The organism is Halomonas sp. KM007, from assembly GCF_050709225.1.
GTDB classification, from domain to species: Bacteria; Pseudomonadota; Gammaproteobacteria; order Pseudomonadales; family Halomonadaceae; genus Vreelandella; species Vreelandella hamiltonii.
In genome coordinates this window covers 2,980,283-3,000,015 of sequence record NZ_CP136131.1, presented here as the reverse complement: position 1 = coordinate 3,000,015, position 19,733 = coordinate 2,980,283, and the positions used below count along the sequence as shown (strand labels likewise).

Below are 19,733 nucleotides of genomic sequence, written 5' to 3'. Positions count from 1 at the left end.
GTGGGGTGCCCGTCTGGTAGATCGCTGACGATCAGGTCAAGTCTGATCGTGACCCAGCGCCGCCTGCTCATCCTCCTTGCGTTCAGGATGACGCTTGCGGTAGAGCCAGTCAGAAACAGTGGCAATCATGGCGTAGAAGCTGGGAATGAACAGGCTGCCCAGAATAGCGACGGACGCCATGCCCACGGCCACCGTGGTGCCGATATGGTGGCTACTGACATCACTGGCCCCGGTGGCCAAGGCCAGCGGCAGCGTACCAAAGATGAACGCCAGCGAGGTCATGACGATGGGCCGGAAGCGCAGCTCGGCCGCCGTGATCGCGGCTTCACGAATCGTCTTGCCCTGCTCTTTACGCTGCAGCTCGGCAAACTCGACGATCAGGATCGCGTTCTTGGCCGCCAGCCCCACGACCACCAGCATACCGATTTGCACGTAGACACTGGTATCCAGCCCGCGCAGCACGATACCGCCAATTCCCCCGAGGAAGGCAAACGGGGTGGCCGTCAAGACCGCCAGCGGCAAGGACCAGCTCTCGTACTGGGCCGCCAGGATCAGGAACACCATCAGGATACCGAACACGATGGCCAGCATGGCGGTATTGCCCAGGTTGGCCTCCTGATACGCGGTACCGGTCCAGCCCATGCCCCAGTTCGGCCCCAGCGTTTCCAGCACGACTTCTTCCATGGCCGCGATGGCTTGTGCCGAGCTGTAGCCCGGAGCCGCCCCGCCCTGGAACTGCGCCCCGGTGTACACCCCGAAGCGTGACACTACCGAAGGCCCTACCTGGCGCTCCAGCGTCACGAACTCGGATAACGGAATGCGCTCACCGTTGCCGCCCCGCACGTAGACATTGTTGATGTCTTCGGGGGTCTTGCGGAACTCGTCCTCGTTCTGCAGATACACCTGGAAGTTACGGTTCTGGTAGCTGAAGAAGTTGACGAAGCCATTACCAAAGGTATTGGAAAGTGCCGAAGAGATATTCTCCAGGGCCACCCCGTAGCTCAACGCTTTCTGCTGGTCGATCTCCGCTCGGAACGAGGGAACGTTCACGTTGAACGTGGAGAACACTTGATTCAGCGCAGGGTGCTGGTTTGCCGCCCCCATGATCTGCAGCGATGCTTCATACAGCTCACGGGGCGATGCGCCGTCGAAGGATTGCAGGTAGCCGGTGAAGCCCCCAGTGGTCGACAGCCCCATGATGGGCGGCACGTTGAAGGCCATGGCCGAACCACCGTCGATGCTGGCACCCAGCTGCATGATACGGCCCACCAGCTCGTTGGCGGTCAGGTCGCGCTCCGACCAGGGCTGCATGTTGACGAACATGATCCCGCGTGCGGTGTTCACCGCGCTGGACAGAATGTCATACCCTGCCACCGCCGAGGAGTACTGCACGCCAGGGATATCTTCAATGGCAGCACTTAGCTCGGCCATGTAGTTCTGGGTACGATCCAGCGAAGCGGCGTCCGGCAGCGACACGCTGACCAGCACGATCCCCTGGTCCGTTTCGGGCACCAGCGTGGAGGGCGTATTGGCATACAGCCAATAAGAGCCCGCCCCTACTGCCACGGTCAGCGCCAGCGCCAGCACCCAGAAGCGCACCAGCTTCTTCACGAACCACATGTAGAGCGCCGTGAAGCCTGCGAAGAAACGATCGAACAGGCGCAGCGGCGTGGTAATGGCACGCTTGAAAGCGGACTGACGGGTCTTGTGCAAGTTGTGCTTGATGAAGATCGCGGACAGCGCCGGGGTGAAGGTCAGTGCCATCAGCGCCGACAATGCCACCGAGATCGCCACGGTAATCGCGAACTGCTGGTAGATCTGGCCCGTGAAGCCGCCCATGAAGGCCACCGGCACGAACACCGCCGCCATGATCAACGACGTGGCGATGACCGGCCCACCGACCTCTTTCATGGCGCGAATGGTGGCATCGCGAACGCTGATATCGTCCTCTTCGCTGAGCACCCGCTCGACGTTCTCCACCACCAGTATGGCGTCATCCACCACGATACCGATCGACAGCACCAGCGCGAACAGCGTCAACAGGTTGATCGAGAAATCGAACAGATAGAAGCCCGCAAAGGTACCAATCACCGACACCGGCACCACCGACATCGCGATGACGGTAAAGCGCCAGTTCTGCAGGAAGATAAACAGAATCACGATAACGATCAGGAACGCTTCGATGAACGTCTTGAGCACCGTCTCGACGGACGCATCGATGAACAGCGTCGTATCGTAAGGCGTCACGTACTCGAGCCCCGGCGGGAAGCGTTCAGCCAGATCTTCCATGGTCGCCCGAACCGAGTTGGCCGTCTCCAGCGCGTTGGCGCCCGGCTGCTGGTTGATGATGATGGGCGTCATGGTCGCGCCGTTCAACCGCGCATCCACGCCGTAGAAAGAGGCACCCAGCTCGATCCGCGCCACGTCTTCCAGGCGCAGTGAAGAGCCATCGGCATTGGTGCGCAGGAAGATGTTACGGAAATCATCCGGGCTGGAAAGACGCCCGCCAGCGGTAATGGTGTAGGTATAGGCACGCGGCTCGCTCTGGGGCGTCGCGGCAAGATTACCGGCCGGAATTTCGGTGTTCTGAGCGCGAATGGCACTGGCCACTTCGCTCGGGGTCAGGTCGTACTGGGCCAGTTTGTCGGGATCCATCCAGATCCGCATGGCAAACTCGCCGCCCCCCAGCACCTCGGCGTTGCCCACCCCAGGCACCTGGCGCAGCTCATCGAGAATGTTGAGGGTGGCATAGTTCTGCATGTAGACGTTGTTGTAGTCACCGCTGGGCGAGGTCAGCGCGACCAGCATCAGAATGGAGTCGGAACGCAGCTCCACGGTGACACCCTGAGACTGAACGGCCTCTGGCAACTGGGACAGTGCCCCCTGCACGCGGTTGTTAACGTTGATCGTGTTGATATCACCATCGGTACCGATGTTGAACGCCACGCTCAGGCTCATCAGGCCGTTGTCGGCGCTGTTGGAGGTCATGTACAGCATGTCCTCCACGCCGTTGATGGCTTCCGCCAGGGGCGCGGCCACGGTCTGTGCCACGGTCTCCGCATCGGCACCGGGGAACTGCGCCTGTACCGAGACCGTGGGCGGCACCACGCTGGGATACTGCTCGATGGGCAATATCCGCATCGCCATCGCGCCTACCAGCGTCAGGATAATCGCCAGCACCGTGGCGAATATCGGACGACTGATAAAGAAGTTAGAGAAATTCATTATTGAGCACCCTCTTCCCCTTCCGCGGGCGCTTCACCAGCGCCTTCGGACATCTCGGCAGCCGCTTCGGCCTGCTCCTGCTGCTCTTGCGCTTCGGCTTCTTCCACGTCATCGACCAGCTGTTCTGCATCGCCATCGAAACGCACCGGATCGATCACCATGCCCGGCTCGAGACCCGCCGGGTCGCCCACCACGACGCGCTCGCCAGGTTCCAGGCCATCCACGATGATCTGCCAGGGGCCAGCCACATCGCCCAGTTGAACCGTCCGCTCACGCGCCTTGCTTTCGTCGTCCAGCACGAAGACACGAGGGCCCATCAACCCTTGGGTAACGGCAATTTCAGGCACCGCCATGACGTCGAAGCGCTTCAGGCCTTCAAGGCGTACGCGCACGAACTGGCCCGGCAGTACTTCCCCGTCGGGATTGTCGAACGTGGCCGATGCTTGCACCGTACTGGTGCCGGTATCCACACGGGAACCGAGGAAATTCAGGCGGCCCGCCAGCTCACCACCGGCGCTACCCGCTAACCCGGGCACGCTGAGATGGGCGGTAATGGAGGACATGTCACCGGCGCTGTCGGCCAACTGACGACGCAGCTCGAAGGCATCACGCTGGGGTAGCTGAAAGCGCACTTCCAGCGGGTCCAGAGGCGTGATGGTGGCCAGCTCAGTGCCTGACGTGACCAGGTTGCCCACGTTGATCTGGCTCAAGCTGATCATGCCCGAAACGGGCGCGGTGACGTTGGAGTAGCCCAGGTCCAGATTGGCACTGGTGAGTGCGGCTTCCGCCTGTGCCACGCTGGCCTGCGCAACCCGCTGCTCTGCCAGCGCCTGGTCGTACTGCTGGCGGCTGACCGAGTTCTGGCTCAGCAGCTGCTCGAAACGCTGCGCATCCCGCTGGGCGCGTGCCAGCTCTGCCCGGGCGCTCTGCAGGTCTGCTTCACGTTGGTTCACCGTGGCCTGGTACAAGTCCGGCTCGATGGTGTAGAGGCGATCTCCCTCCTCGACCATTTGCCCGGGTTCGAAATGCCGCTCTTCCAGAAAGCCGTTGACCCGCGCCACCAGCGTGACTTCACTGTCGCTACGCAGCAGCGAAGGATAGGACTTGTTGAGCGGAATGTCCTGACGGCTTACTTCAGCGACTTCCACCGCGTGGGGTGGCGCTTCCTGCTGCTGGCCCTGCTGCTCCTGGGACGGCTGTTCCTGGCCACAAGCGGTCAGCGCCAGCACGGCGATCAGCGTCACCAGGCTCGCCCGGGTGGAGTGCATCACTCTTTTCATGCGTCGAATTCCCATTCATTTTTTCTGTACGTTGACGGATCGCAGGCGTGCCCCCATTGGCCGCTCTCAGGCGCCTGGGGTAGGAGGAGCACCAATGTCCATCGCGCGCTGGTAAGTATCAGGCGCGTTGCTTTCAGGCAGGGTGAAGTTGACGCTGTCACCGGTCAGCCAGGCATTGACTTCCTCGATGGCCGCCACGTCCAGCATGCCCGACTGCTGGCGCAGCGACATCAGATTCACCACGTAGTCGTAGCGCGCTTCGGCGTAGCTGGCGATGGCGTTATAGAGGTTCTGCTCGGCATTCAGCACATCGACGATATTGCGGGTACCCACCTCGTAGCCTGCGCGCGTCGCTTCCAGAGCGCTGCGGGTAGACACGATGGCCTGGCGGCGAGCATCCACGGTTTCCACGTTATTGCTGACCTGGGTGTACAGCGAGCGCACCTGTTGAATCGTGGTGCGGCGCTGGGACTCGAAGTCGTACTGGCTACTTTCGAGCTGGAAGGTGCCCTGGCGAATACGCGCACTGGTGCTGCCACCGGTGTAAATCGGCAGGTTGGCGGAAACGCCTACCTGGCTAGAAGAGTTGTAGCCACTGACCACATCGCTGTCGCTTTCCGAGTATTGATAGTTGGCGAACGCCTGCACGGTGGGTAGACGCCCTGCCCGGGCGATTTCCACACCGGTCCGAGACAGCTCGATGCCTGCCCGCTGGGCCAGTACCTGCGGGTTGCGCTCCAGTGCCTGGTCGACCCAATAGTCACGGTCGGTGGGCGCCGGGAGCGCAATCGGCATGGCGTCACCCAAGGCATCGATGTTGGCGTAACGCTGCCCGGTCAACTGCTCCAGCGCTTCGAACGCCACTTGCAGGCTGCTCTCGGCGGCAATGCGGTCGGCCCGAGACTGGTCGAAGCTGGCCCGCGCCTCTTCCACTTCGGTAATCGCAATCAGCCCGACCTCGAACTGCTCGCGAGCCTGCTCCAGCTGGCGGCCAATGGCGCGCTCTTGCGCCTGACGCGCTTCCAGCACCTCATGGGCACGCAGAATATCGAAGTAGGCGCTGACCACGTCGATGAGCAGCTGCTGTTCCGTCGCGGCCAAAAGGTAGACCTGCTGATCGATCTGGCGCTCGGCCTGATTGAGCTCCTGGCGCGTCACGGCATTGAACAGCGCCTGGGTCGCTTCCAACGACAGCGATGCGGTGTTGTAACGGTCATCGCTGACCCCCACCGCGGCCTGGCTTTCGTACTGCTGGTTGTGCACGACACTACCGGAGGCATTCACCTGAGGCAGCAAGCCGCCGCGCGCCACGTCCCGGCCCGCCTCTACGCCAGAAAATTCGGCGCGTGCCGAGGCAAGGGCAGCGTTGTTGTTCAACGCATCGCGGGTGATGGTGACCAGGTCGGCCGCTTGGGCAGGCAGAATGAAGGAGGAGGTCAGCACGGCCAGTAGCAAGGGGCGTAAAGGGGCATTGACTGCCCAGTGTGCTAGTCGCATGGGATTGCCTCTAGGTGTCAACGTTGGAAGATGCGCAGCGCCAGTCTGAAAGAGTGGGCATTATAGTTACATTCATGTATGTATGCTAGCCTTGAACTTGGCGAATTTGTGTGTACAAAGTGCCTGCCCAGCCCAGCACCTTTTACCTTAGTCCAATGCACCGTTGGCAGGGGGCTTTTTACATTCACGACGCCTGAATCGACGCGGGTCGATGCCCCACTTTTGCAACCGGGAGGCCAGCGTCGTCGGTTTGACGCCCAATAGCTCCGCCGCCCCACCCGCGCCAGAGATCTTGCCCTGTGTCGATGCCAACGCCTTCAGCACGTTGTCCCGCTGGTGCTGCTGTAGCGCCTGTTCGGTCATCGGTGTCTCGGCAAGAGGCTCGGCGCCCTTGTCACGCTCCGCCATGACCTGCCCCGGCACACTGGGCTCCGGCGGCAACAGGTCGTCGAAGCAGAGTCGGCGGTCCTGGGTCACGATCACCTGTCGTTCGATGACGTTTTCGAGCTCGCGGATATTGCCAGGCCATGGGTAGAGGGTCAGCAGCTCCAACTGGGCGGGGGGAATACGCACGCCCGGCTTGTTGAACTTCAAGCAGGCGCGGTGCAGAAAATGTCGCGCCAGCAAGGGCACGTCCTCGATGCGCTTGCGCAGCGGCACTGAATCGATGGGAAACACGTTGAGCCGGAAATAGAGATCCTCTCGGAAATGCCCGGCGTCGATCATCTCTTTCAAATCACGGTTGGTGGCCGCAATCACGCGCACGTCCACCTCGCGGGTGCGGTTGTCCCCCACTCGCTCGAACTGCTGATCCTGCAATACGCGCAGCAGCTTGCTCTGCAGCTCCAGCGGAATTTCTCCTACCTCGTCAAGAAACAGCGTGCCGCCGTGGGCCAGCTCGAAACGCCCCGGACGATCCTGCATCGCCCCGGTAAAGGCCCCTTTGACATGGCCAAAGAACTCGCTTTCGAACAGATCTCGCGGTATGGCGGCACAGTTGACCCGAATCAGCGGCCGGTCGCTGCGCCCACTCCCAGCATGAATGGCCCTGGCGATCAGCTCCTTGCCCGTGCCGGACTCACCGCTGATCAAGACGTTGGCCCCGGTCGGTGCCACCATGGCAATCTGCTGGATCAATTTGGCCACCGCCGGGCTGTTGCCCACGATATTGCGGTGATTGACCTCTGCCTTGATCTCCTCCTGGAGGTATTCGTTCTCCAGCTCCAGCCGCCGCTTCAGCGACTCGACCTCCTCCAGGGCATCGCGCAGCTGCTGCTCTGCCCGTTTGCGTTCGCGGATATCGCGAAACAGCACCACGGCCCCCACCAGCCGCCCCATCTCGAAAATGGGGGTGCTCGTATACTCGACGGGAATCGCCTCACCGTTCTTGTGCCAGAACACTTCATCGTCGACGTGGTGCACCTGGCCATCGCTGAACGAAGCATGAATGGGGCACTGCTGCACAGGGAAATGAGAGCCATCGGCATGGGTATGGTGAAACATCAAATGCGCATCGTGGCCCACCATGTCCTCGGTGCTCCAGCCCAGAATGCGCTCGGCCGCTGGATTGACGAAAGTGGTTCTGCCCTGCGCATCCAGCCCGTAGATGCCCTCTCCGGCGGCGCTGAGAATCAGCTGGTTCTGCCTTTCGATTCGCTCGAACACCTGCTCGACGCGCTGCCACCCTACATCCCCCTGGCGATGCTGACGCCCCAGCTCGGCGCGGGCGCGCCGCTGCTCGGCCTTCTGCCGGTCGATCAGGGTCAATAAGAGCCGCGGGGGGTCCGGCAAACGCTCACCGAAGACTTCTACCCGGCGTGGCTGACGCACGCTGTCCAGCACCACCAGGTCATCCGACCACGCCTGCCCGGTAGTCAATACCTCATCGGTAAAGCTGACCCACAGCGGCAAGGAGGCACTCAACCGATGGCTGAACGGCGACGCTCGCCAATCGCCCTCTTCCAGCATCAACAGTTGGCAGGCAGACGCATTGGCAGCCACCAGCTCATCGGCCAGCGGGTCGATCACCAGCATGGCCAGCGGGGCATGGCTGGCCATGAGCCTAAGCGACGGCTCGCTCATCAACGGCTCGGTCGTCATGGGGGGCATCTGCATCTCCTGGCGATGGCGGCGACATACCCACTACCCATACAAACAACGGGCCAATAACGATATTTCGTCATTTAAACAACGAAATATCGTTATTAACGAAAAATCGTCGTTTTCAAGCATGGCCTCCAAGATTCCACCAAACACCACAACTCATTGAATTTATGAATCTTTAAACAAAACGGACAGTTGTGGCACACAAGTCGCACTACCGAAACAGTGCCGCAACGCTCTGTTTCGCACCAAGACGGCGCAGCTAGAAGCCCATTTGCTCCTGAGAGGTGAACGCCCATGAAAGAGAACAATGACCACAGCAGTCTCGGCAACCCTTTCGATCACCGTCAATCGCTGATCCATGGCCGCCAGTGTGATTGCCACCAGTGCCACCCTGCCCGCCCCAGCGTACCTTCCCATCAGGCCACCCTGGCCGGTGGCGAAGCGCCACCCAGCAATGCCGAACAGATCATGGACCGGGTCGTGGAGAGCGCGCTGGTTCGCGGCATCTTTGGCCATAGCGACATGCACCGTCGGCAATTCATGAAGCTGGTGGGTGGCGGCACCGCGGCAGCGGCCCTGGCCACCCTGCTGCCCATGGAGTCGATCAAGGCGGCGGTCAAGGAGAGCCTGGGCCCGCTGGAGAAAACCGAGCTGGACATCGGCTTCATTCCGATCACCTGCGCCACGCCCATCATCATGGCCCACCCCATGGGGTTCTATGAGCGTTACGGCCTGAACGTCAATGTGATCAAGACCGCTGGCTGGGCGCTGATTCGCGATAACTCGCTGAACGATCGGTACGATGCCGCTCACATGCTCTCCCCCATGCCGCTGGCCATGAGCCTGGGGGCAGGCTCGACCCAGCGGGCCTTCGTGACGCCTGCCATCGAGAACGTCAATGGGCAAGCCATCGTGCTGCACAACGACCACCAGGACAAGCGTGACCCGCAGCAGTGGAAAGGCTTCACCTTCGGCGTGCCCTTCGAGTACTCCATGCACAACTTCCTGCTGCGCTACTACGTGGCCGAGCATGGCCTGGACCCGGATCAGGACATTCAGATTCGCGTCATTCCGCCCCCCGAGATGGTTGCCAACCTGCGCGCGGGCAACATCGATGGGTTTCTCTCCCCCGACCCGTTCAATCAGCGCGCCGTGTTCGAGCGCATCGGCTTCATTCATCTGCTCACCAAGGAGATCTGGGACGGCCACCCGTGCTGCGCCTTTGCCACCAGCGCTCGCTTTGCCCAGCAAAACCCCAACACCTACGGCGCGCTGCTGCGGGCGATCATCGATGCCACCCAATACTCTTCCGACCCGGCCAACCGTTCGGAAATCGCCGAGGCCATTGCCCCGACCAACTACCTGAACCAGCCGGTCACGGTGATCGAGCAGGTGCTGACAGGGCGCTTTGCCGATGGCCTGGGCAATGTTCAGAACGTGCCGGACCGGATCGACTTCGACCCCTTCCCCTGGCAATCCATGGCCGTCTGGATCCTGACCCAGATGAAGCGCTGGGGCTACATCGAGGGCAGCGTCGATTATCAGCAGATTGCCCGGGATGTCTTTTTGGCCAGCGAAGCACGCACGGTGATGAACGAGCTGGGCTACGACGCCCCCGAAGAGACCTCGCGCAACTACCAGATCATGGGCAAGACCTTCGACTACACCGACCCCGAAGGGTATCTGGCCAGCTTTGATATCCGCAGGAGCTAATTATGGACCGCACCACCACCGACTGGAACATCAGCCTGAACGTGCGCGCTGGCTTGTTAGCCTTCGTCCTGCTCGCCGTACTGCTGGGGCTTTGGGAAGGACTCGACCGCTCGCCGCTGATGGGCGGCACGGAAGAGCTGAGCGAATACGAGCTGCTGCTGGGCGGGGCCGATGAAACGGCCCGCGTTCCCCCGCCGTCGGCGATTTTCGAGCGGGCCTGGGAGCAGCTTTCCAATCCTTTCTATGATGCAGGCCCCAACGACAAGGGGATCGGCATCCAACTGGGTTACTCCCTTTACCGCGTGCTCAGCGGCTATCTCATGGCCGCCGTGGTGGCGATCCCCATCGGCTTTCTGATTGGCATGTCACCGCTGGCGTATAAAGCGCTCAACCCGTTCATTCAGGTCTTGCGGCCGATTTCTCCCTTGGCCTGGATGCCTCTGGCGCTGTTCATCATTCGGGATGCCGAAGCCTCGGCCATCTTCGTGATCTTTATCTGTTCCATTTGGCCGATGCTGCTCAATACCGCCTTTGGCGTGGCCGGCGTACGCAGCGACTGGGTGAACGTGGCACGCACCCATGAACTGTCGCCGCTAAAAACGGCCTTCAAGGTCATTCTGCCCGCCGCGGCCCCGACCATTCTGACCGGCATGCGGATCTCCATTGGCATCGCCTGGCTGGTTATCGTGGCTGCCGAGATGCTGGTGGGCGGCACCGGCATTGGCTACTACGTCTGGAACGAGTGGAACAACCTCGATTTAACCAGCGTGATCTTCTCCATCCTGATGATCGGCGTGGTGGGCATGCTGCTGGATATGTCGCTTGCCTATATTGCCCGCTTTGTCACTTACGCCGAATAAGGAGCCGACCATGAGTCATGCTTTTGTAGAGGTACAAAAAGCCGCCAAGCGCTTCCCCGGCGCCAGTAAAGAGGCGGAACCGCTGACGGTGTTCGAGAACATCAGTTTTCAGCTCGAGAAAGGCGAATTCGTGTGCATCATCGGCCACTCTGGCTGCGGTAAGTCCACCATCATGAACGCGCTGGCCGGGCTGGATCAGTTCTCGGAAGGTTCCATGGTCATGGAGAACAAAGAGATCAGCGGCCCTGGCCTTGAGCGCGGCGTGGTGTTCCAAAACTACAGTCTGCTGCCCTGGCTCACCGCGTTGGAAAATGTTCGTTTCGGCGTACGCGCCCGCTGGAAAGCGTGGAGCGACCGGGAAGTCACCGACCACAGTATGAAGTACCTGGAGATGGTCGGTTTGAAAGAGGTGGTGGACCGTAAGCCCTCCCAACTATCCGGTGGTATGCGCCAGCGGGTGAGCATCGCCCGGGCGTTTGCCACCAAGCCCAAACTGCTGCTATTGGATGAGCCGTTTGGCGCGCTGGATGCGCTGACCCGTGGGGTGATTCAAGACGAGCTGATCAAAATCTGGAGCCAGGATCAGCAAACCGTGTTCATGATCACCCACGATGTGGACGAAGCGATCTTACTGGCCGACCGCATCTTCCTGATGACTAACGGCCCCCAGGCGCGTATCGCCGAAGCAGTGGAGATTGACCTACCTAGGCCGCGCCAGCGGGCGAGCATCGTCAAACACCCGCACTTCTACAAAATTCGTAATTACCTGGTCGATTTCCTGGTGAACCGCTCCAGCGAGCTGCGCACCCAGGAGTTCGACGGCCAAGGCCTGCGCTATCCCACGCCGGTCAACCCGGTGCAACTCGAGGATGCCGAGGCCACCACTGATTCAACCCCGGCATCCCCTGCCACCGAACCACAAGAAAACCTAGTGAAGTTCACTCCCAAGGAGGTCCGTCATGGATAAGCTCGAAATGCGTCATACCCTGCTGGCTGCCAAGGCCCGTAAAAAAATGAGTTGGGACGACATTGCCAGCGCTGTGGGCATGTCACCGGTATGGGTTGCCTCTGCGTGTTACGGCATGAACAGCGCCAGCGCAGATGTCGCCCATAAGCTTTGCGACGTGCTAGAAGTAGAGAGCGATGTGGCCACCGCGCTCACGGCCTTCCCAACAAAGGCGTGGGATGAGGCGATCCCCCAAGACCCCTTCATCTACCGGCTCTACGAAGTGGTCGGCGTGTACGGCGAAACGCTGAAAGACGTGGTGCAGGAGAAGTTTGGCGACGGCATCATGAGCGCCATCGACTTCACCATGGAGATGGAAAAGATCGAAGACCCCAAGGGCGACCGCGTGCTGCTCACCCTGAACGGCAAGTTCCTGCCTTATAAATCCTGGTAAGCCAGCGACAGAGCACCGCCCCCTGACAGGGTGGCGGTGCCCAACCTACCGCCAAATCGCGTATCATGTGGCCCTCTGCTGACTTTCGCCGCTCAAAAAGGGTCATGATCCATGTATAAACTCGCTTTTTTTGTTCCTGTCGACCATGTAGAGAGCGTCAAGCGCGCCGTGTTCGACGCGGGTGCGGGGCGTATCGGTGATTATGAGCACGTCTGTTTCCAGACCCGCGGCACCGGCCAGTTTCGGCCGATGGAGGGCGCCGAACCGCATATCGGTCAGGTAGGCACCCTGGAGCGGGTGGAAGAGTTCAAGGTGGAGCTGGTCTGTGACGACGCGCACATCCAGGCGGCCATTGCCGCCCTCAAGCTGGCCCACCCCTACGAGGAAGTGGCCTACGACGTGTGGCAGGTGGCCAACCTGTAGGCGCCGCCTCCGCTGCCCCATCAGGCACTGCCGAAGTAGCGCTCGCGGTCTTCGGGTGTGATCTTGCTGATGTGCAGCGGAAATTCCGCCTGCTGGCGATCTTCGAAGTAGTGCCGCAGGGTCCGCTCGATGGTGGGGAAGGCCAGCGCGTCCCAGGGGATTTCGTGCTCTTCGAAAAGCGCCACCTCCAGGCTTTCTGGCCCGGCACTGAAGCCACCCACCAGGTCGGCGCGAAAAATCATGTAGACTTGATTGATGTGCGGCAGGTCGATCAAGGTGTACAGGTCTCCCAGCGCGACTTCGGCGAAGGCCTCTTCCCAGGTCTCCCGGGATGCGGCCTGCTGCGTGGTTTCGGCGTTTTCCATATAGCCTGCCGGCAGCGTCCAGTACCCTTTGCGCGGCGCAATGGCGCGTTTGCACAGCAAGACCTTCGAGCCGCTCACCGGCAGCGTACCCGCCACAATGCGCGGATTCTGGTAGTGAATGGTACCGCAGGCATCGCACAGGTAGCGGGGGCGGTCATCTCCTTCAGGCACCGCAAAGCGGACTTTTTCACCACACTGACTACAAAAGTTCATCGCGTTTTCTCTATGGCTGGAAGGGCGAGCTATCAACGCGCTTGACGCTGATCGTCATGGCTGGGTAAAAGAGAACAAAGTCACGGGAATCCCCTATGTTAGAGAAACTGCGCAAACAGCTGCAACTGCATACGCCTCAACGGCTGGACCACGTTACTCTGCCAGAGGCCGCCGTCTTGATGCCCATCGTCGAGCGGCCGTCGCCGACGCTGCTGTTTACCCGCCGCGCGGGCCACTTGAATACCCACAGCGGCCAAGTCGCTTTCCCCGGCGGCAAGCGCGAAGCCACCGATGCAGACCTCTACGCCACCGCACTGCGGGAGGCTCAGGAAGAGATTGCGCTAGCACCGCAGGCAGTGCAACCGCTGGGGCGCCTGTCCGATGTGATTTCGCTGCACGGGATACGGGTCACTCCCTGGGTAGGCCTGATCCCCCCCGACCTGCCATTGGTGGCAGACCCGGCGGAGCTGGATGCCATTTTCGAAGTGCCGCTCAGCCACTTTCTGGAGGACCAGCGCACCCATACCGATGTCATCACCGTGGATGGCGTCGCTCACTACGTGCCCAGCTACCGAGTAGACAGCCACGTGATCTGGGGGCTCTCGGCCATGATGCTGGTGGAGCTGCTGGCCGAAGGGTTCGGCATGGACATCGACCTTTACCGCCGCCCGGTCGGCGCCTTGCGCCACTACCCCGAAAGGCGCTCTCCTCAGCGCCCAGCCGCCGTCAATCGCAACGACAAGCCAGTCACGAGACACACCAAATGATCGCTTCCATGGACACCCGCCCCCATGCCCTTGCCCTAGAGGCCCACGTGGCCCTGGTCGACGCCCTGGTGGAACAGGGCTGGTACGTGGGCCAGGGGGTCATCGACCCGGCCCTGTGCCAGGCGCTGCAAGGCGAGCTGCTGCATCTGGCGGCCCACGATGCGCTCGATGAAGCAGGCATCGGACGCGGTCAGCAGCACCTGCTGCGCAAGGATATTCGCGGCGACGCCATCCACTGGCTGGACCGTGAAAGCGAAGCCCAGCGGCACTATCTCGATGCCATGACCGAGCTGCAGCGCTCGTTGAATCAGGCGCTGTTTCTTGGCCTGTTCGAGTACGAGGCACATTTTGCCCACTACCCTGCCGGGGCTTTTTACCAACGCCATCTGGACAGCTTTCGCGGGCGGGCCAATCGCGTCATCTCGACCGTCGGCTACCTCACCCCCGACTGGCCCGCCGATGGCGGAGGCGAAATGGTCATCTACGACCCCGATGACCCCAGCCGGGAAGTGGCCCGGGTCGTGCCCGAAGCGGGAACGTTCGCCTGCTTTTTATCGGAAACCATCCCCCACGAAGTGCTGCCCACGCGCCTGCCGCGCACCAGCATTGCTGGCTGGTTCCGCCGCAATGCCTCGCTGGGTGGCGTGCTGGACCCCGCGCGATAACGCCATGACCACACCGCTGGAAGCCCGCCTGCAAGCAGAAATCGCCTCGTTGCAGGCGCGCAATGCCGCCCTGGAAGAGGAGAAGCGCCACTACCAGTGGCTGGCGGAAAGCACCACCGACCTGATCTCTCGGCATGCCCGAGACGGCACGTTTCTGTATGCCTCTCAAGCCGCCCGCGATCTGCTGGGGTACGCGCCCGAGGAGTTGATTGGCGTCTCGGCTTATCAGCTATTTCATCCCGCCGACCTGAGCGCGCTGCTCAACAAGTCGCCACGGGTTTATTACCATGATGGGTTCTACCAGCAGACCTATCGCTTTCGCGCCAAGGCGGGCCATTACGTGTGGTTTGAAACCACCAGCCGGACCCGACGAGACGCCAACACGGGGGAGCTGCTGGACATTCTCTGCGTCTCCCGGGATGTGGGGCGTCGCATCGAAGCCGAAGCCACCCGGGAGCGCCTGGCAAAGGTGGTCGAGTCCACCACCGACTACGTGCTGTTTCTGGGGCCTGACCAGCGGGTATTCAGCGCCAACGAAGCCGCTCGGCGCTGCCTGGCGCTACCCACCGAGGCCTTGCAAGTCCCCCTGGACACTGTGTACTCCTGCGAGTCGCTGCGGCTGCTCCGGCAGGTGGTCTTTCCTGCCGTCGAGCGTTACGGTTCCTGGAGCGGCGAGCTGGAGATACGTGCGCCAGATGCCCTGCTGCCCGTGCTCAGCGTCGTGTTGGCCCACCGGGCTCAGGGCGCCGAACCCGGCCACTTCGCACTCATCAACCGCGATATCAGCGCGCGCAAGCAGGCCGAAGCCCAGGCGCTCCGCCATCAGGAACAAATTGCCCATGCCAACCGGCTGGCGGCCGCGGGTGAGCTGGCCTCCAACATTGCCCACGAGTTGAACCAGCCGCTGGGCGCCATCGCCAACTACGCCAGCGGCGCGCTGATGCAGTGCCAACAGCAACCTGCCCCCTCTGCCGAAGCGCTGCGCCTGCCGCTGGAACGTATCAACCAGCAGGTCGAACGTCTGGCGCAACGTTTGCGGCATCTGCGCAGCTTCGTACGCAAACGCAGCCATCGTGTGCATCCGGTCGCGCTGGCTCCGGTGATCGAGGCGGCCTGCCAGCTCTGCGAGTGGCAGTATCAGCAGGCTGCAATCCCTTTGCAGCGCCAGCTACCCGACGAACTCCCCAGGGTCTACGGCGACCCCATCGCCCTGGAGCAGGTGCTGGTCAACCTGCTGCTGAATGCGCTGACCGCCAGCCGCGACATGCCCGACCGCCCTGGCGTGGTGATCACCGCGCGACCCAGCGGGCATCGGCAGCTGACCCTGAGCGTTGAAGACCAAGGGCCAGGCGTGCCCGACACCCAGCGCCCGCATATCTTCGATGCCTTTTACACCACTCGGGACGATGGGCTAGGCATGGGCCTGGCCATCAGCCGAACCCTGCTGGAAAGCATGGGCGGCGCCCTGACGCTTCGCGACTGCCCCCAAGGGGCCTGTTTTGAGGTACTGCTACGTACGGAGACAGACACTTGATGGAACCGCCCCTTTCCACCATTGCCGTGGTCGATGACGACACCGCCCTGCGCGAATCCCTGGTGTGGCTGCTGTCGTCGGTCGGCCTGACTGCCCAGCCCTTTGCCAGTGGAGACGCGTTTCTGGCGGCCCAGCGCGATCACATAGCCGTCCTGCTACTGGATGTTCGTATGCCCGGCCTCAGCGGCCTCCAGGTACAGCAGGCGCTGTTGGATCAACAGGACACCTTGCCGATCATCATGATGACCGGCCACGGCGATGTTCCCATGGCGGTGGCCGCCCTGAAAGCCGGGGCGTTCGAGTTCATCGAGAAGCCCTTCAACCACCAGCAGATCATCGAAATCGTGCAGCGAGCCCTGGAGCACGCTCGCCAACGGCATCAGGCACAGGCGCAAGTGGCTAGCCTGAAGGCGCGCTACAGGTCGCTCAAGCCGAAAGAGCAGCAGATCATGGCCCACGTGGCACATGGGTTGACCAACCGGGAAATTGCCGAGCAGATGGAGGTGAGCCCTAAAACCGTGGAAGTCTATCGGCTGAGGGCCATGAAAACGATGCAGGCGGGCAATGTGGCAGACTGGGTGCGTCAGGCGGTAGCGCTGGGCCTGGTGGCTGCGCTACCGCCCTGAGCATTAGCTGAGAGGTACGATTTGACCGTTGGCTTCTTCGAGCACGCGGCTGACCTGCTCGTAGTTGGCACTGCCTTGGCCGTTATGCTCTTCGATCAGGCCAATCACGTTCAGCAGAGTGTCCATGCCGAATGCCTGCTCGTCGGTGGAAGCAAACGCCTGAATATAAGCATTGCCCTGCTCGCCCCAGCCCAGCTTGATAGGAGCATCGATGATATTGACCTGGGTACCGACGGGCACACGCCAGAAGATCGACTCGATGTCGTCCCCGTGCATCCTGATGCAACCTCGGCTGGCCCGCATGCCGATGCCGTCCGGCTGGTTGGTTCCGTGAATCAGATAGCCCGGTATATCGAGCAAGATGGCAAACTGCCCCAACGGGTTATCCGGGCCTGGGGGCACCACGGCAGGAGGTGGATCGCCCCGTTCGGCCGCCTCGCGACGGATGGATGCCGGCGGATACCAGGCCGGATTTTCGAGTCGCATGGTGGTCTTGGTGATGCCCAGAGGCGTGTTGAAGGCATCACGCCCAATGCCGATGGGGTAGGTCTCGACCACGGCTGGCTCGCCAGACGCCACCTCGGGGTAGTAGTAGAGGCGCAGTTCGGCGACGTTGATCACGATACCGGTACGCGGCGCGTCAGGCAGGATGAACTGGCCGGGGATGCTCACCTCGGTACCTTCGCCGGGTACCCAGATGCTGACATCCGGGTTGGCCATGCGGATCTCCTCGTAGCCCACGTTGTGAGCCCGGGCGATATCCAGCAGCGTATCTTCATTACTGGCCGTGACCGTGTAGTTCTCGCCGACCATGTTACCTGTTTCGGGCAACAGAAAGTGCCCCTTGGGAAGCTCGCTGGCACTGGCCAACGCACTGGTCATCAACAGCCAGGCACTGACCGCCAGGCTGCCTAGACAAGAGCGTTTGAGTCGCCGGTCGGCAGGGTGATGCGTCGTCGTCGTCATGGGTTCTCCTTTTTTACGGTTAATATGCCGACTGGCTACCGGTGGGTCAATCCGACAGACTGTCGCATGGGCAGGCGCTCTCACCTCTTTAACACCGATACTTGAGTTCAATCCATCCTGAATCCGTGAGACCGGCCCCCAGGAATGCTTCTAACCTACTGAACTGCATGGCAATATAGCCATTATCGCCATTCACCCAGACAGTGCCATGCCCAACGTCAAGTTCCGCGCCAGTCGCCGCACCCTCACCAGCCACGCCGGGCTGTCCATCATCGGGCAATGCTTCGAGATCGCTGGCGTCGACAGCATCGACAGCCGCTTCCCCACCACGCTGGGCATGCGCACCAGTGACGTGATCAAGAGCTACCTGGGCCTGCTGTGTCTGGGCATGAGCGACTATGACGCTGTCGAGAACTTCCGCCGCGACAAGCCCTTCCAACAACTGCTGACCCTGCAGAAGGTGCCGAGCGCGGCGACGCTGCGACAGCGGCTGGAGAAACTTGCCGCCAACGACCTGCAGGCGCGCACCGCCACCTGGTCCACGACCCTGCTGTCACTGATCGAAGCACCGATCACCGCCGAGACGACGCACGTCTGCCTGGACATCGACACCTTCGTCATGGACAACAGCAACTCGAAGAAGGAAGGCGTCTCGCGGACCTACCAGAAGGTCGATGGCTACACCCCGATCGCCGCCTATCTGGGCAACGAAGGGTGGTGCCTGGGTCTGGAACTGCGGCCTGGCAAGCAGCACACCATGAAGGAGAGCAACGCCTTCCTGGAGCGGGTACTGCCTCGCGCCCAATGCTTGACCAAGCAACCGATCCTGTTACGCGAGGACAGCGGCTTCGACAGCCAGGCGCACCTGGCGCTTCTCGAACAGCAACGCCAGGTCTTTGCCGACGAGGGGCGCCGGCTCGACTATGTCGTCAAATGGAACCCGCGTGGCTCGGCCACGGCTGATCGAGATACCTGGCTGGCGGTGGCGGCGGACTACTGGGAAGAGCTGCGTCCTGGCAAGCGCCAGGCGCTGTGGTCGCAGACCGTCTCGATCCACGACGACAACAAGACCGAATACGTCGTCCAACGCGTGATGCGCCTGGTAGAGCGCACCGCCGATCGCGATGGCCAGTTGCTGCTCGAACCGGACTATGAGTTGGAAGGCTGGTGGACCAGCCTGGACGAGGCGCCGGAGGCGGTGATCAAACGCTACCAGGCGCATGCCACCCATGAGCAGTTTCACAGCGAGATCAAGACCGATCTCGACCTGGAGCGCTTGCCGTCCGGCAAGTTCGCCACCAACGATCTGATCCTGCATCTCGCCCAGTTGGCCTACAACATCCTGCGCCTGATGGGACAGCTGGGCATGACCGGCGAGCTGAGCCCGGTTCGCCACCCGGCCAAGCGGCGCCGGCTGCGCACCGTGCTACAAGAGCTGGTGCACCGTGCGGCTCTCGTGATTCACAAGGCACGGCAGATCATCCTCGACTTCGGGCAGGATATCGGGCGCATGACGGTGCTCAAGACGCTGCGGAGCCGAGTGCGTTATCCACGAGGAACGCCATGCTGACCGTCAATCGGCGACACTCTATCCACAAGCAGTTCCAAGCGACACGCGATCGCCAGATATGTCGTGCCTGGCGGGTGGAAAGGCATGACAAAACGGGCCGTCAGCACCGATCAGCACGGTGGGTTTTGGCAATAACGGGCTTGCGAAAGCCAACTTGCACGGGGCGAATGATCAAAAAGTGCTCGCTGGCGGTGATAGGGAAAGTGTCGGCGCCGGCTTCACGGATTCAGGTCCATGACAAAAAGATGGCCATTCATCTTGCAAAACATTATAGAGCGTCTACCTTGATAAGTGTCTTGACGCAGTGACGCGCAAGACAAGACGTTGCTTTTCCTTAATACCAGTTTCTGTTAGCCCACCCGTAATACGGGTTATTGATAGAATCGTTGGCATGAGAGGAATCGCCTCAGGAGTAACGTAAATGGTGGGCGCTATAGGAATAGCGCCAGGCAATTAGATACTGCCTTTATCAAACCACACTGTTTGATGAGCCATGACCGTTAATTTGTTTAGACACCGGTGC

At 61.4% G+C, this 19,733-nt stretch carries 16 protein-coding genes; 10 read left to right on the top strand and 6 right to left on the bottom strand.

The annotated features are described in order from the left end of the window. Positions 1-36 precede the first annotated feature (36 nt). From RVM27_RS14185 to RVM27_RS14170, 4 genes are all read right to left on the bottom strand, one after another. Positions 37-3,225, bottom strand: coding sequence for an efflux RND transporter permease subunit (locus RVM27_RS14185; RefSeq protein WP_193460767.1), 3,189 nt, complete (start codon positions 3,223-3,225; stop codon positions 37-39). Continuing rightward, entirely contained in the window at positions 3,225-4,505 is a 1,281-nt protein-coding gene (locus RVM27_RS14180) for an efflux RND transporter periplasmic adaptor subunit (protein WP_498956878.1), read from the bottom strand. The genes RVM27_RS14185 and RVM27_RS14180 overlap by 1 nt, the downstream gene beginning before the upstream one ends. A 66-nt stretch (positions 4,506-4,571) precedes the next feature. Beyond that, positions 4,572-6,002 (bottom strand): TolC family protein, encoded by a 1,431-nt coding sequence (locus RVM27_RS14175; protein WP_498956877.1) that lies wholly within the window; start codon positions 6,000-6,002, stop codon positions 4,572-4,574. Positions 6,003-6,149: 147 nt separating this feature from the next. Next, the gene (locus tag RVM27_RS14170; RefSeq protein ID WP_498956876.1) at positions 6,150-8,111 is read right to left on the bottom strand and encodes a sigma 54-interacting transcriptional regulator; all 1,962 of its coding nucleotides are present in this window, start codon (positions 8,109-8,111) and stop codon (positions 6,150-6,152) included. A 291-nt stretch (positions 8,112-8,402) separates the two neighbouring features. Here RVM27_RS14170 and RVM27_RS14165 point away from each other — a divergent pair, with 291 nt between their 5' ends. The 5 genes from RVM27_RS14165 to RVM27_RS14145 all read left to right on the top strand — a co-directional run bounded on the left by RVM27_RS14165 (position 8,403) and on the right by RVM27_RS14145 (position 12,504). Further along, on the top strand, positions 8,403-9,821 hold the full coding sequence (locus tag RVM27_RS14165; RefSeq protein ID WP_498956875.1) for a CmpA/NrtA family ABC transporter substrate-binding protein: 1,419 nt from the start codon (positions 8,403-8,405) through the stop codon (positions 9,819-9,821). Positions 9,822-9,823: 2 nt separating this feature from the next. Continuing rightward, positions 9,824-10,681 (top strand): ABC transporter permease, encoded by an 858-nt coding sequence (ntrB, locus tag RVM27_RS14160; RefSeq protein WP_498956874.1) that lies wholly within the window; start codon positions 9,824-9,826, stop codon positions 10,679-10,681. Positions 10,682-10,691: 10 nt separating this feature from the next. Continuing rightward, complete coding sequence (locus RVM27_RS14155) at positions 10,692-11,648, top strand: ABC transporter ATP-binding protein (RefSeq protein WP_287807881.1); 957 nt, start codon at positions 10,692-10,694, stop codon at positions 11,646-11,648. Continuing rightward, positions 11,641-12,081, top strand: coding sequence for a cyanase (gene cynS, locus RVM27_RS14150; RefSeq protein ID WP_058576935.1), 441 nt, complete (start codon positions 11,641-11,643; stop codon positions 12,079-12,081). Before RVM27_RS14155 ends, cynS begins: the two co-directional genes overlap by 8 nt. A gap of 111 nt (positions 12,082-12,192) precedes the next feature. Further along, entirely contained in the window at positions 12,193-12,504 is a 312-nt protein-coding gene (locus RVM27_RS14145; protein ID WP_498956873.1) for a YqfO family protein, read from the top strand. Positions 12,505-12,524: 20 nt separating this feature from the next. Here RVM27_RS14145 and RVM27_RS14140 read toward each other — a convergent pair whose 3' ends face one another. Beyond that, positions 12,525-13,082, bottom strand: a complete 558-nt coding sequence (locus tag RVM27_RS14140; protein WP_039176467.1) for an NUDIX hydrolase — start codon at positions 13,080-13,082, stop codon at positions 12,525-12,527. Between the two features lie 95 nt (positions 13,083-13,177). On the opposite strand from RVM27_RS14140, the gene RVM27_RS14135 reads away from it, so the two are divergent. The 4 genes from RVM27_RS14135 to RVM27_RS14120 are packed head-to-tail and all read left to right on the top strand — an operon-like array spanning position 13,178 to position 16,674. Further along, positions 13,178-13,849, top strand: a complete 672-nt coding sequence (locus RVM27_RS14135; protein ID WP_287807885.1) for a CoA pyrophosphatase — start codon at positions 13,178-13,180, stop codon at positions 13,847-13,849. Next, positions 13,846-14,514: a 2OG-Fe(II) oxygenase gene (locus tag RVM27_RS14130; RefSeq protein WP_287807887.1), complete on the top strand. Its 669-nt coding sequence runs from the start codon at positions 13,846-13,848 to the stop codon at positions 14,512-14,514. Before RVM27_RS14135 ends, RVM27_RS14130 begins: the two co-directional genes overlap by 4 nt. 4 nt (positions 14,515-14,518) lie before the next feature. After that, positions 14,519-16,048, top strand: a complete 1,530-nt coding sequence (locus tag RVM27_RS14125; RefSeq protein ID WP_287807889.1) for a PAS domain-containing sensor histidine kinase — start codon at positions 14,519-14,521, stop codon at positions 16,046-16,048. After that, positions 16,048-16,674: a response regulator transcription factor gene (locus tag RVM27_RS14120; RefSeq protein WP_144981724.1), complete on the top strand. Its 627-nt coding sequence runs from the start codon at positions 16,048-16,050 to the stop codon at positions 16,672-16,674. The genes RVM27_RS14125 and RVM27_RS14120 overlap by 1 nt, the downstream gene beginning before the upstream one ends. A gap of 3 nt (positions 16,675-16,677) precedes the next feature. On the opposite strand, the gene RVM27_RS14115 is transcribed toward RVM27_RS14120, so the two are convergent. Next, complete coding sequence (locus RVM27_RS14115; RefSeq protein ID WP_287807891.1) at positions 16,678-17,640, bottom strand: L,D-transpeptidase family protein; 963 nt, start codon at positions 17,638-17,640, stop codon at positions 16,678-16,680. Positions 17,641-17,848: 208 nt separating this feature from the next. Between RVM27_RS14115 and RVM27_RS14110 the strand changes: the two genes are divergently transcribed. Further along, positions 17,849-19,210, top strand: a complete 1,362-nt coding sequence (locus RVM27_RS14110; RefSeq protein WP_498956871.1) for an IS1380 family transposase — start codon at positions 17,849-17,851, stop codon at positions 19,208-19,210. The last annotated feature ends 523 nt before the right edge of the window (positions 19,211-19,733 follow it).